The sequence below is a fragment of the Pseudomonas sp. TE12508 genome (genome assembly GCF_056279485.1).
Genome location: NZ_JBWCCN010000029.1, coordinates 50,262 through 62,323 on the forward strand (window position 1 = coordinate 50,262; position 12,062 = coordinate 62,323).

General features: G+C 58.9%; 11 protein-coding genes. 5 read left to right on the forward strand and 6 right to left on the reverse strand.

Annotated features, from left to right (window positions below; all coding sequences use genetic code 11):
• The first annotated feature begins 5 nt into the window (after nucleotides 1–5).
• Nucleotides 6–530, forward strand: coding sequence for an SET domain-containing protein (locus ACZ9IM_RS29235; RefSeq protein ID WP_427627461.1), 525 nt, complete (start codon nucleotides 6–8; stop codon nucleotides 528–530).
• A 7-nt stretch (nucleotides 531–537) separates the two neighbouring features.
• Here the strand turns inward: ACZ9IM_RS29235 and can are convergent, their stop codons facing one another.
• Nucleotides 538–1,182: a carbonate dehydratase gene (can, locus tag ACZ9IM_RS29240; protein ID WP_007896890.1), complete on the reverse strand. Its 645-nt coding sequence runs from the start codon at nucleotides 1,180–1,182 to the stop codon at nucleotides 538–540.
• 184 nt (nucleotides 1,183–1,366) lie between these two features.
• On the opposite strand from can, the gene ACZ9IM_RS29245 reads away from it, so the two are divergent.
• Nucleotides 1,367–1,771 (forward strand): serine kinase/phosphatase, encoded by a 405-nt coding sequence (locus tag ACZ9IM_RS29245; protein ID WP_427627459.1) that lies wholly within the window; start codon nucleotides 1,367–1,369, stop codon nucleotides 1,769–1,771.
• Between the two features lie 120 nt (nucleotides 1,772–1,891).
• On the opposite strand, the gene rimI is transcribed toward ACZ9IM_RS29245, so the two are convergent.
• Both rimI and ACZ9IM_RS29255 read right to left on the reverse strand, forming a co-directional pair.
• Nucleotides 1,892–2,344 (reverse strand): ribosomal protein S18-alanine N-acetyltransferase, encoded by a 453-nt coding sequence (gene rimI, locus ACZ9IM_RS29250; protein WP_007896888.1) that lies wholly within the window; start codon nucleotides 2,342–2,344, stop codon nucleotides 1,892–1,894.
• Nucleotides 2,337–3,077 (reverse strand): energy transducer TonB, encoded by a 741-nt coding sequence (locus ACZ9IM_RS29255; RefSeq protein ID WP_427627496.1) that lies wholly within the window; start codon nucleotides 3,075–3,077, stop codon nucleotides 2,337–2,339. The genes rimI and ACZ9IM_RS29255 overlap by 8 nt, the downstream gene beginning before the upstream one ends.
• Before the next feature lie 206 nt (nucleotides 3,078–3,283).
• Between ACZ9IM_RS29255 and mksB the strand changes: the two genes are divergently transcribed.
• Genes mksB through mksF form a run of 3 tightly spaced genes read left to right on the forward strand, consistent with a single transcriptional unit; the run spans nucleotide 3,284 to nucleotide 8,089 of the window.
• The gene (mksB, locus tag ACZ9IM_RS29260) at nucleotides 3,284–4,561 is read left to right on the forward strand and encodes an Mks condensin complex protein MksB (protein WP_427627457.1); all 1,278 of its coding nucleotides are present in this window, start codon (nucleotides 3,284–3,286) and stop codon (nucleotides 4,559–4,561) included.
• Complete coding sequence (gene mksE / locus ACZ9IM_RS29265; RefSeq protein WP_427627455.1) at nucleotides 4,551–5,252, forward strand: Mks condensin complex protein MksE; 702 nt, start codon at nucleotides 4,551–4,553, stop codon at nucleotides 5,250–5,252. The genes mksB and mksE overlap by 11 nt, the downstream gene beginning before the upstream one ends.
• Nucleotides 5,249–8,089 carry an Mks condensin complex protein MksF gene (mksF, locus tag ACZ9IM_RS29270; protein ID WP_427627453.1) on the forward strand — a complete coding sequence of 947 codons (2,841 nt, stop codon included), beginning with the start codon at nucleotides 5,249–5,251 and terminating at the stop codon, nucleotides 8,087–8,089. The genes mksE and mksF overlap by 4 nt, the downstream gene beginning before the upstream one ends.
• A 223-nt stretch (nucleotides 8,090–8,312) precedes the next feature.
• Here the strand turns inward: mksF and ACZ9IM_RS29275 are convergent, their stop codons facing one another.
• Genes ACZ9IM_RS29275 through ACZ9IM_RS29285 form a run of 3 tightly spaced genes read right to left on the reverse strand, consistent with a single transcriptional unit; the run spans nucleotide 8,313 to nucleotide 11,878 of the window.
• Complete coding sequence (locus ACZ9IM_RS29275; protein ID WP_427627451.1) at nucleotides 8,313–10,616, reverse strand: PqiB family protein; 2,304 nt, start codon at nucleotides 10,614–10,616, stop codon at nucleotides 8,313–8,315.
• A complete protein-coding gene (locus tag ACZ9IM_RS29280; protein WP_007896874.1) occupies nucleotides 10,609–11,232 on the reverse strand; it encodes a paraquat-inducible protein A in 624 nt (207 codons plus the stop codon). Before ACZ9IM_RS29280 ends, ACZ9IM_RS29275 begins: the two co-directional genes overlap by 8 nt.
• On the reverse strand, nucleotides 11,219–11,878 hold the full coding sequence (locus tag ACZ9IM_RS29285) for a paraquat-inducible protein A (protein WP_123501347.1): 660 nt from the start codon (nucleotides 11,876–11,878) through the stop codon (nucleotides 11,219–11,221). The genes ACZ9IM_RS29280 and ACZ9IM_RS29285 overlap by 14 nt, the downstream gene beginning before the upstream one ends.
• Between the last annotated feature and the right edge of the window lie 184 nt (nucleotides 11,879–12,062).

The following is a 12,062-nucleotide window of genomic DNA, read 5'->3' on the forward strand; positions in this document are numbered from 1 at the left end:
TTGTTATGAGAGCTCATGCAGAACAGGCAATACCCCCACCGCCATCGAATGGCATCTATCCGTTTGTAGAATTGCCCCTTCGTCTTGGGTTCCCCTCCAAAGACGACTTTGAAATCATCTACAACGCTCAGGGATTGGCAGTGGCTGTCGTGGCACTGCGCGAGTTCTCGCGCATCAGCCGAATCTGCCGGGTTTCCGGACATTTGCTGCCCTATCGCTGCCGACACACTCGGCAACTGGCGCCAGGAATCCACCTCTACGATCCGCGCTTCTGCGGCCTGCTGAGCCACTCCTGCGATCCCAACGTCTTTCTCGACATGAGCGAGCTGTGGTTATGGGCACTCAAGGACATCAAAAAAGGTGATCGACTGACGATGGATTTCGCCGCGACAGAAGACAAACTGCAGCGGCAGTTCGCTTGCCGCTGCGGTTGTCCCTGCTGCCGTGGCTGGATCATCGGCTATGACGAGTCGCCGAACGCCAATGGAGAACAGTTTTTTCAACACTGGCGTCGACGAAGTTCCAGCTGAAAGGCTCCTACAACGTTTCGACCGGACGCAAACGGTACTGCGGTGGCAACTGTTCGAAACCGCTGATGGTGGCATTCAGGCTTTTCCAGCGTCCATCCTTGATGCCATAGATGCAACCATGGACCGACAGGCTCTGACCGCGGTGCCAGGCGTTTTGCACAATGCTGGTATGACCGACGTTGGCCACCTGCTGGATCACGTTGAGCTCGCAAAGGCGGTCGACCCGCTCTTCTTCGGTGGACAACTTGGCCAGTTCGTCGCGCTTTTCATAATAGAGATCGCGAATCGAGCGCAACCAACCGTCGATCAGGCCCAACTGACGGTCCTGCATCGAGGCGCGTACACCGCCGCAGCCATAGTGGCCAGTGACCAGGATGTGTTTGACTTTGAGTACGTCGACCGCGTACTGAATCACCGACAGGCAGTTGAGGTCGGTGTGCAATACAACGTTGGCCACGTTGCGGTGCACGAACAGATCGCCCGGCAGCATGCCAACGATTTCATTGGCCGGCACGCGGGCATCGGAGCAACCGATCCACAGGTATTCCGGGGTTTGTTGACGGGCCAGTTTGGCGAAGAAATCAGGATCTTCCTGGGTGATCGCGTCGGCCCAGCGCTCATTGTTATCAATCAGATCTTGTAATTCGTTCATGCAATGAAGCCTCAAGAATGATGCGTAGCTTTGACAGACAACCGCCTGTCGGGGTCACGCGCGCGATGCAGATACCCCCCTGATGCCCTGATGCCTATAACGGCGAGCCGACGTTCCCTGCCGGTGGAATTCTCGCAAGCCCAGTGGGTCAACTGTAGTAAGGCCTACAGTATGAGGGAATGCCATGACTGATTCACGACGTCCGTTCGATAAGGCGCAACCCGAGCCCATCGATGACAACGAAGACCGCATGGGTTCAGTGCATGAGCTGAATTTCGACGAGGAAGAACCAGGCACCAGAATCGGCGACCTGATCCCCGAACGCGAGCGTGCGCAGAAAATCCCCGACGAACGTGTCCGTGAAGCTGGCATGACCGGCGGCTCGACCGATGACCATGAATCCACCGACGATGACATGAGCCCGGAAACCTTGATCCGTGAAGACGGCGCACGGGACGCCCACGAAGAGGGTGAAGGCGGCCAGGCGGATTGGGATTTGAGCATTGTCGATGAGGACGACATCGGCGGGGGCAATGGGTTGGACGAAGCAGAGATGGCGCAGCGCGATCCAATGGATGGCAAGCGTTGATCTACAGATTTGACCAGATTCCAACGCAGGAGCTGCCGAAGGCTGCGATCTTTTGATCTTTTATTGCCGCGACATGGAAAGATCAAAAGATCGCAGCCTTCGGCAGGTCCTACAGATGTGTCAGTCAACCAAGGTGCAGGCCATGACGACCGCATCTTCACGCCCGCCAACAGCGGGGTAGTAATCGCGCCGACGTCCGATTTCGTTGAATCCATACCGCTCATACAACCGAAACGCCGCCCGGTTGCTGTCGCGCACCTCCAGAAAACATTCCCGCGCCTCTGCCTTGTAGGCAATCGACATCAAGTGCTCCAGCAGCGTCAAACCCAGGCCTCGGCCCTGATTTTCAGGTTTGACGGTGATGTTCAGCAAATGCGCCTCGTCGAGAATGATCTGCACCACGCCATGACCGACCTGCTGCTGCCCTTCGAACATCAGCCAAATCTGGTACTTGCCCAGGCCATCGAGAAAAATCCCGCGGGTCCAGGGGTGGCTGTAAGCCGCGTATTCAATTTTCAGTACAGTGTCCAGGTCCGCCTCGGTCATCGGGCGGAACGATACAGCGTCACTCATTCGATTCTTTCCAGCGCGCCATCAGCCGACGCATGGCTTGCCAGACATCAGCCTTACGCTGTGGCTCTTCCATTAATAATTCCAGACCCGGCAGGGCCCAGACCGACCCCAGGCCTTCGACCTGAAGTTCACGGTTGAAGGACTCGGCGTTGGCCTCACCGGCAAAACGCACCGCCGGCAAGCCGATCAGCCACAAGCAGACGCATGGAGCGTCTTCCAGACGGGCTGACAGAAAGCCTTGTACGAAATCCCGAGCCGCTTCCGGCCCCTGATCCATGGTGCCGCGAGCCAGCAGCGGCCAGCGCACCGGCTCGCCGACGATCTGCGGGCTGTCCGGCAGGCCGGCGGCGCGCAGCATATCCTTGAGCAACAGATAGGCCGGATCGCGGGTCTGGAAGCTTTCGCCTGTGGGTAACTCCACCAGCAACAGGCAACGACCTGCGCGCAGCAATTGAAGGGCGAAACGCGGTGGCGGCACGACCGGCGCCTTGACCGCGACCGGGGCCTCCTCTTCTTCGACCTTGGCGTTCGTACGGGTGCTGGCCAACGATGGCCGTGGCACTTCGATTTTCACCCGCTCGGCCGGTTTGACCACGGGCTCCATCGGTGCCTCGGCCACAGGAGCCGGCGCAACCGGAGTGATGACCAATGGCTCGGACATCTCCAGCAGTTCGGGGCGCGAGGGCGCAGCAAAGGGCAATTCGGTGCGCGGCAGCCAGTTGACCACCTGCATGGCGGTCAAATAAGCGCGGCGACGGGACTCGATAAGCAAAGGTCGGCCACTTGTGGATAACTAAAGTGCGGTGATTCTACCGCCCTTCGCTCAAGATCGCCCACGCTTGATCGATAGAAAGCCAACTGTCCGTCCCGAGAGTGAATCGCAACGGGCGTGATGCAGTACAATCGCGACTTTTAATCGCCAACCAGCCGGCCATTCCGATGATCGAACCCAAGCGCGTCTTGCGCGCCCTCGCTGAACACTGGGCACTTCTGGAGCCACTGTGCGAGCACTTCGACCAAGGCACCCTGAGCCTCAACGAATTGCGTTCACAGTTGGCCGCCCAGCAACTCGACAGTACGCCGCAGGACATCACCAGCCTGCTGGACGTGTGGATCCGCCTCGACATTCTGGTTCCCGTGGCGAAAAGCCCGAACCGTTTCGAGCTCAACGCGCAGATCCACGATTTCCTCGCTTACCTGCGCCGTGAGCACCGTCTGGGCCTGTGCCTGGAAATCGAAGCCTATTTGCGCCATCTCGAGCGCCTGGCCGGTTACATTCAGGACGCCTTCGACATTCGCGACGGCAATGATCTGGCGCGCCAGTTGCGCCTGCTCGACATGCGCGTGCGCGATGTGCTGAAAAAACTCGACAACGACGAACAGGCGTTGGTGGCCGTCGCCGAACGGGCGAAAACCAGCGATCGGCAGATCCCGCTGCGTCAGCGCTACGCTGAAGTGCTGGCGACATGGGACGAATACGTCGAGCCGATGATTGAACTGGTGAACGCCGACGGCGCCTTCGAACAAGGCGTGCGCAAGGTCGAAACGGTCCTGCTGAAGATGCTCTCCGAACAGCAGCGCCTCGGCCATCTGGTTGACGACGACATGCTGCTGCGCACTCACGCACGCATCCTCGAAATGCAGACCAGCGCCCAACTGACGCTGCGTCATGCCCGTGAACTGCTGCTGCCGCTGCGTGAAGAAGCCCGCCGGCACAACGCCGTGACCCGTGGCGCGGCGCTGGCCTTGTCGGCCATTCGTCGTAAAGGCATCGATGCGGTACCGCAAGCCGCGATGCCGATGTTCACCCGGCCGCAAAGCACCTTCCTCGGGAGCGCCAGTCAAGTCGAAGCCTACGTGTACGCCTTGGCCCGTTTCGAACCAAAACCGGCGCGTTTCCCCAAGGCGCACAAGACCCAGAAAGGCGAAGCCCCGCGCGCGCCACGCACGGTTCGCGAAATGCTCGAGCGCTGCGAAGACGCCCTGCCGATGCCGGACCTGATGACCTGGCTGCTGGAGCAGGAGCCGGACGGCGCTACCGACGAATTGCTGTACTGGTTCTCGCGCCTGTCGCGGGAAAAGCGCTTCAAACGCGAGCGTCTGGAACGCCGCGATTACCACACTCACGAGCATCAGGTCAGCCTGCGCTCCTTCGCCCTGCTCTCGGCCGGCGACACCGCCGCCGAGGATTCTGCGAGCATCCCACATGCATCTTGATCTATCCGAACTGTCCCAGCTGGCGCCGATCTTTCGCGAGCTGTTCAAGGGCTACCACGTCAGCCGCCGCGACCCGGAGCTGTACGCGCAACTGTCGAACTTCCAGGACCAGTACCGTACGTTGTTCAAGGCGCTGGGCTTTGAACTGGTCTGCGACACCCGTGGTTTCTATTACTTCGTTCCGGACCTGGCTGCGGCGGCAGTAAACAAGACCGCACAACGTCTGGCGCTGTTCACCTTCATCCTCGTCGAGCATCTGGCCGACCAGGGCCGCGACCCGATCTCCGTGCTCGACGGCGGCAGTCTCGGTCGTGATGAACTGCCATCGCTTCTGGAAAAGTACCGCGACCTGTTCATCCAGGCCGAGGTCCAGACTCAGGACGAACTGGAAGAAAAGATCATGCGCCGCATGACCCAGCTCGGTTTCGCCAGCGAAGAGCCCGGCATCTATCGTTTCCTGCCGCCGATGCACCGTTTCCTCGACGTTTGCCTCTCGGTTCAGCAGGACCGCGATCTGGCGGCCAGCCTGCACAGCGTGTTGCCATTGCCGGTCCCGGTGCTTATCGATGACGACAGCGACGAGAAGCTGCTGCAAACAGACGACCCGCTGGATCTGAGTGACTTCGCTGAAGAAAGCGAAGAAGACGCCATGGCCCGCGCCATTGCCGAAGAACAGGAGACCGACGCATGAGCAAGGAACGCTACGGCATTCGCCGCTTTGCCCTTTTGAACACCGCCGGTTACAGCCTCGGCCTGTTCCCGCTGGAAGAGCCGTTGTCGGTTTACGGGGCGAACAACCTCGGTAAATCCGCATCGATCAACGCATTGCAGTTCCCGATTCTGGCGCGCATGTCGGACATGAGTTTCGGCAAGTACAGCCTGGAACAATCCCGACGCTTCTACTTCGCCTCGGACACCAGTTACATCCTGGTGGAAGTCTCCCTGCCCCACGGCCCGCACGTAATCGGCGTGGTCGGACGCGGCCCGGGCGGCGGTTTCGGTCACCAGTTCTTTGCCTACGCCGGCAAACTCGATCTGGCCCATTACCAGAAAGACGACACCTGCCTGCGGCAAAAAGAGCTGTTCACCAACCTTGAGCGCGAAGGCCTGAAAGCCTATGAACTCAAGCCGGATGAACTGCGTCGTTTGTTGGTGGGCGGTCACACCTCGATTCCGCTGGACCTGACGCTGATCCCGCTGCGCTCCACCAGCGAGCAGAGCCTGAAGACCTTCCGCGCCCTGTTCATCAACTTGCTGCACATGCGCGAAATCACCGCGGCCAAACTCAAGCAGTTGTTCCTCGATGCCTTCGAACACAGCCTGCGTTCCGGCAGCGTCGACTACATCGCCGCGTGCGAAGAAGCCTTCCGCGATGTTCGTCGCATGGAGCAGGACTACAACTCGCTGGTTACCGCCGGCCCGCTGGTTGAAGCGCTGGCCGCAGGCGTGGCCCAGCGCAATATCCTGCGCGGCAAACTGCATCGCCTGTCGCCGCTGCTCGACTCTCTGCTCGGCACCTGGTCGGACTACGCCAGTGCGCGCAAGGAAGAGCTGACGATTCAGGCCGAGCACTATCGCAACGAGCAGGACGCGCTGCAAAACGATCAACGCGGCGGCACTCAGGAGCTGATGCGTCTGGAGCGGGAAATCACCGGCATCCAGCGCTGGCTCGGCGAGTTGTCGGTGCTCAAGCATCGCTTCGCGCTGGTCGATGACGTCAAAGTCCTCGAGCAGCAACTGCTCGCCGCCAAAGACGCGCACGACGAACTGGCCGGTGCACTGGCCCAGTCTCGCCAGTTCAGTGCCGAAGACCTCGAAGAGCGTCTACGCGATCTGGAAAAACGCCTGAAGTCGGTCAAGCAACAACTCGATCACGCCGACAACAACAGCTACGCCCGTCTGCGCGAAGAGTTCTCACAACAGGACGTCGAGCGCCTGATGCGCCTGTTCAACAGCGCGTTGTTCAGCCTGCCACTGGGTGAACACGGCATTACGCTGGACGAGGACGGTCAGTGGGTCAAATCCATGGAACTGATTCTTGATGGCTTCAAAGGCGAGCGCTTCGAAGTGCCGGGCCTGTCCATCGACATCTCGCACATTGAGCCGCCAGCGCTGCAAGCCCTGGCTGACCGCGCGGCGCTGCGCGATCAGAAAGACCGCCTGGAAAAAGAACTCAAGCAGCTGAAAACTCAAGCTGCCGTGGCAGCCGACCGCGCGGCCAGCAAGACCCAGACTGAAGCGCTGTACCAGCAAGTGCTGGATGCGCAGAAAGCCCTGGAAGATTTCCGCCGCGCGCAAACCCTGAGCGCCGAGGAAGGCGACAAGCTTGAGCAGTTGGCGCAGATGGAAGCTGCTCAGGACGAATTGAAGCGTTCCAGCGATGCCTTCACCGAGCGCGTCCAGCAACTGTCGGCCAAGCTGCAACTGGTCGGCCGGCAGATCGGCGATATGGAAGCCAAGCAACGCACCCTCGACGACGCCCTGCGCCGTCGTCAGCTGTTGCCGGCGAACCTGCCATTCGGCACGCCGTTCATGGACCCGGTCGACGACTCCATGGACAACCTGCTGCCGTTGCTCAACGACTATCAGGACAGCTGGCAAGGCCTGCTGCGCAGCGACGGGCAGATCGACGCGCTCTATGCTCAGGTTCGCCTGAAAGGCGTGGCCAAGTTCGACAGCGAAGACGATATGGAGCGTCGCCTGCAGCTGCTGATCAACGCGTACGCACACCGCACCGACGAAGCCCTGACTCTCGGCAAGGCCCGTCGTGCAGCCGTCACCGACATCGCCCGGACCCTGCGTAACATTCGCAGCGACTATGACAGCCTCGAACATCAACTGGCGCTGTTCAACCGCGAGATCAACAAGCGTCAGGTCTCCAACCTGCAAAGCTTCCGCATCGTGCTCGCGCCGAACAAGGAAGCGCTCAAGCACATTGACCAGATCATCCACAGCGCCGGTCAGTACGAAGAAGGTGAAACCCTTTCCGTCTTCGACCTGAGCCAAAGCGCCGATCAAGACAACAAGAACGAAGAGGCCAAGGAATACCTGGCGCGGCTGGTGGCGGCAAACCACAACCAGCTCGGCCTCAAGGATCTGTTCGAGCTGGCGTTCGAGATCACCAAGGTCAACGGTCAGCCGGTGATCCACACCGACATCGACGGCGCGGCGTCCAACGGCACCACCATGACCATCAAGGCACTGACCAACATGTACTTGTTGCTGCACTTGATGGACCGCGACCAGGCCGGTCGCGTACGCCTGCCGTACTACCTCGACGAAGCGGCGGACATCGACGAGAAGAACCAGGCAGCACTGCTGGAAACCAGCCTGCAATTGGGCTTCGTGCCGATTCTGGCGAGTGTGAAGCCGCAAGTTTGCGCCAGTGTCGCCATCGACCTGGAAGGCGGCAGCGGCCCGAACGGCATTTACATCGACGAGGCGGACTGGAAGTACATCCGTCGTCACGATGAAGTGAAGGCAACCGTTGTTGTACAAGCTGATGAGCCAGAGCTGGATGCGGTCTGATTTGACTTAATCCAAGCCAACAAAAAGGCCGCGATCCAATGGATCGCGGCCTTTTTATTTGTGGGTACATTCTTGAAATTTTGAGTGGACTTGAAGACCTATTCGCGGGCAAGCCCGCTCCCACAGGGTTTTGTACTGAACCCGGATTTTGGGTACGCAACCGATCACTGTGGGAGCGGGCTTGCCCGCGAAGGCGCCTTCTCAGACGCCCAATCAACCTGGATTATTTACCGATCGAAATCTTCGGCGCCCAGGTCAGCCACTCATCTTCGAACTGGTCGAACAATGGAAAGGTTTGCTCAGCCCGCGCCGGAACACCCATGCGATCGCCATCCGGTGTGGCAAACGCAATGCCGCCCTGGACCAGCGTCTCCAGCGATTCGGTGCGTATTGTCGCGCCTTTGAACAAGCCGTAGTCAAAACCAAAACCACTGGTGTTCCAGAACCGCGTGCCACTGCGCACCAGCGGCGCATACTTCGGTTCGATCAGGATGTGCACCAACACACGATCAGCCGTCTGGCCCAGTTCATAGCCGGTCACCTTGCCTACCGTGATTTCGCGATAGGTGACGGGGACGCCTGTCTTCAGCGAACCCCGACGAGCAGCGCTCAACACCAGGCTTAAACCAGCCTCTTCCTTGGCGATTTCCGGAGGATTGGTCAAGGCCACGAAAGTCTTCTGTGGGCCGAGGTTCTTCGGCGCCGGTTGTACTTCGATGTATTGCCCGGTGACCAAAGTGTCGAGGTTCGAGGTTTTAATCAGACCGAGCTCAGGTTTAACCACCCAGAACTGACTGCCGACCCGAGCGATACGCTCCGGCACTTCGGTGATCCGCGCGGCCAGCAGTACTGATTGAAGGTCATCACTTAGGTCGACGTCCTCAATCTTGCCAACGTCCAGGCCTTTGAATCGAACCGGCGTGCCACTTCGCAGGCCATCGGCGCGATCGACCTTGATCGTCACCATAGTGCCTTTCTGCGTTGCCTCATCATGGTTGGCATGCAGGCGGAAGCGCGGAATACGCTTTTGCAACGGCGCTTTGGCTTCCGGGGTTTCGAAGGCGATGCCACCGGCCATCAGGCTCTGCAACGACTCACTTTTGACCTGGATGCCGCCGGTTAATCCACCGGTGAGCGTAATGCCGCTGGCATTCCAGAAACGCGTCGAGGCGTTGACCAGCCCTTCGTATTCCTTCTCGATATGCACCCCGATCACCAGCTGCTTTTTGGTGCGGGAGAATTGATAGCTTTGAACCGAACCGACCTTGACCTGTTTGTAGAGAATCGGACTGCCGACTTCCAGAGAACCAAGGTTGTCGGTGAACAACACCAAATGCAGGCCGGGCGAACGCAGATCCAGCGGCGGCGCCTTGGGTCGTGCTTCGAACTCGCGCTGCGGCGCACCGCCCTTGTCGCCTGGGCGCACGGCAATGTAGTTGCCTTTGACCAGCGCTTCCAGGCCTGTAATACCGGCGAGCGAAATCGATGGTTTTACCACCCAGAACTGAGTGCCGGTGACCAGATAGTCCTCGGCCAGCGGGTCGAGAGTCAACTCGGCGGTCGCACTGGACAGGTCCGGATCGACCTTGAGCGTTTTCAAATTGCCGACCTGGATGCCTTTGTACATCACCGGCGTACGACCGGACTGCAGGCCTTCGAAATCACTGAGTTTGACCTTGACCCGAATACCGGCTGCCGCCGCGTCGAAATCCTCATAGAGACGGAACGGCAGGCTTGGATCGGTAGGCGGGCTGTCCTTGCGATTTTCCGGAGTGGCAAATGCAATACCACCAGCGACGATGCTGGCGAGGGACTCGCTACGTACTTTCACACCAGAAAGGTTGGCGTCGATACTGATGCCGCTGGCATTCCAGAAACGCGTGTGTTTACGCACCAGGCTGGCGTAGGTCGGCTCGATGAAGACTTTGAGTTCGACAGTATTCTGGTCTGCGGACAGCACGTAGCTTTTGATCTGACCGACCTGGATCTGCTTGTAGAACACCGGGCTGCCGCGATTCAGCGAGCCGAGGCGATCAGCCTTGATGGTCAAGTGCAGGCCGGGTTGCGCGTCCGATAGCGGAGGCTCCTGGGCCAGGGCTTTGAACTTGCGGGTCGGCTCGCCTTCGCCTGGGCTAACGGCCACATAGTTACCCGAGACCAGCGTCTCCAGGCCCGTGATACCGGCCAGACTCACGCTCGGTTTGACCAGCCAGAACCGCGTGCTGGTCTTGAGGTATTGCTCCACGTCCTTGTTCATCTCGATGGTAGCGATCACTCCTTTGGAGCTGCCTTCGTCATCGAGTTTGAGGGCTTTCACCTTGCCGACCGACATGCCTTTGTAGACAACTTCGGTCTTGTTGGCCTGAATGCCTTCGCCACTTTCGAAGCGCACCTGAATCTCGATGCCCGTCTCGCTGTAGGCACGCCAGCCGAGCCAGCCGCCGATGATCAAGGCGATCAGGGGCAACACCCAAATAGCTGACCAGTTCGAGGCCGGTCGGGTTTTCGCTTTAGGCAAATCAGTCATGGTCGTCGTCCGACTCCGTGTTATCCCAAATCAGTCGGGGATCGAAAGTTACTGCGGCAAGCATCGTCAGAATCACCACACTGGCGAAGGCGATGGCGCCAAGATTGGCTTCGATGCTGGCAAGCCGTCCAAAATTCACAACCGCCACCAGAATGGCGATTACAAAGATATCCAGCATCGACCAGCGGCCGATGAACTCGATAAAGCGGTACATCAGAATTCGCTGGCGTGCCGAGAGCGGCTGACGGCGCTGCACCGAAAACAGCAGCAATGCGATGCCCACCAGCTTGAACGTGGGAACCAGAATGCTGGCGATAAAAACCACGGCGGCGATTGGAATCATGCCGTGCTGAACCAGCTGGATCACACCGGACATAATGGTGCTCGGATCGCCCTGCCCCAGGGAATTGACGGTCATGATCGGTAGCACATTGGCCGGGATGTAGAGAATCGCGCCCGTGATTAATAACGCCCAAGTACGCATCAGACTGTTCGGGCGGCGGGCGTGAACCAGCGCACCGCAGCGAGTGCAAACCTGCTCGTCGGTATCGGCTTCCTGTTTATTCAATTCGTGGCATTCGGCACAAATCAAAATGCCTGCATCAATCGCCCGCATGGGCATCCTCTCCTGATAGAGCCTGCCAGATCTGGTGCGGTGACATCACTACTTCCAGCCAGACCTGAACCAACAACAAACTGATGAAGCACACCAGACCAAGACCTACGGTGATCGCCGCCATATCGGCCAATTTGACGATCGCAACCAGTACGCCCATGAGGTAAACCTCGAGCATCCCCCAGTCCCGTAGATGGTGATAAATGCGGTAGAGCAGCAGGCCATAACTGCGTCCGATATCGAAGCGAATACTCAGCAACACGAACAGCTGGCAAAGCAGCTTGAGCAGCGGAATCCCCATGCTGCAAAGGAATACCACTGCCGCTACGCCTCGCATACCGGTATCGAACAGACCGACAACGCCACTCCAGACAGTATCGTGCGACGACTGTCCGAGTAGATGGAGCTGCATGATGGGTAAAAAGTTCGCCGGGATGAACAACAACAGCGCGGCAATGACCAAGGCGAGACTGCGCTGCACGACATTGTGTCGATGGGCATACAGCTCATAACCGCAGCGTACACAGATGGCTTTCTCACCATGAGCAAGCTCAGGCTTGCGCATCAGCAAGTCGCACTCATGACACGCTACCAAGTCGTCCAGCGGTAAATCTGACAGCCCTGGGGCGTCAACCGGATCTGGCATAAAGGCTCTGGCTCCAAATAAGTTGGACCTATTCTAGTGTCCTGACTCGAAAATAACTGTGCAATTTTGTATTGTCGCCAGAGTGCTCTTTTCCTGCGGGCAAAACAAAACCCCTACCTGCATACGCAGATAGGGGTTTCGGAATTTAATCTTGACGATGACCTACTCTCACATGGGGAAACCC

Coding starts and splice junctions, on each gene's coding strand:
- ACZ9IM_RS29235 (WP_427627461.1), top strand. CDS start 6: ATGAGAGCTCATGCAGAACAGGCAATACCCCCACCGCCATCGAATGGC.
- ACZ9IM_RS29245 (WP_427627459.1), top strand. CDS start 1,367: ATGACTGATTCACGACGTCCGTTCGATAAGGCGCAACCCGAGCCCATC.
- ACZ9IM_RS29255 (WP_427627496.1), bottom strand. CDS start 3,077: ATGCAGGTGGTCAACTGGCTGCCGCGCACCGAATTGCCCTTTGCTGCG.
- ACZ9IM_RS29285 (WP_123501347.1), bottom strand. CDS start 11,878: ATGCCAGATCCGGTTGACGCCCCAGGGCTGTCAGATTTACCGCTGGAC.
- ACZ9IM_RS29275 (WP_427627451.1), bottom strand. CDS start 10,616: ATGACTGATTTGCCTAAAGCGAAAACCCGACCGGCCTCGAACTGGTCA.
- can (WP_007896890.1), bottom strand. CDS start 1,182: ATGAACGAATTACAAGATCTGATTGATAACAATGAGCGCTGGGCCGAC.
- mksF (WP_427627453.1), top strand. CDS start 5,249: ATGAGCAAGGAACGCTACGGCATTCGCCGCTTTGCCCTTTTGAACACC.
- mksE (WP_427627455.1), top strand. CDS start 4,551: ATGCATCTTGATCTATCCGAACTGTCCCAGCTGGCGCCGATCTTTCGC.
- ACZ9IM_RS29280 (WP_007896874.1), bottom strand. CDS start 11,232: ATGCGGGCGATTGATGCAGGCATTTTGATTTGTGCCGAATGCCACGAA.
- rimI (WP_007896888.1), bottom strand. CDS start 2,344: ATGAGTGACGCTGTATCGTTCCGCCCGATGACCGAGGCGGACCTGGAC.
- mksB (WP_427627457.1), top strand. CDS start 3,284: ATGATCGAACCCAAGCGCGTCTTGCGCGCCCTCGCTGAACACTGGGCA.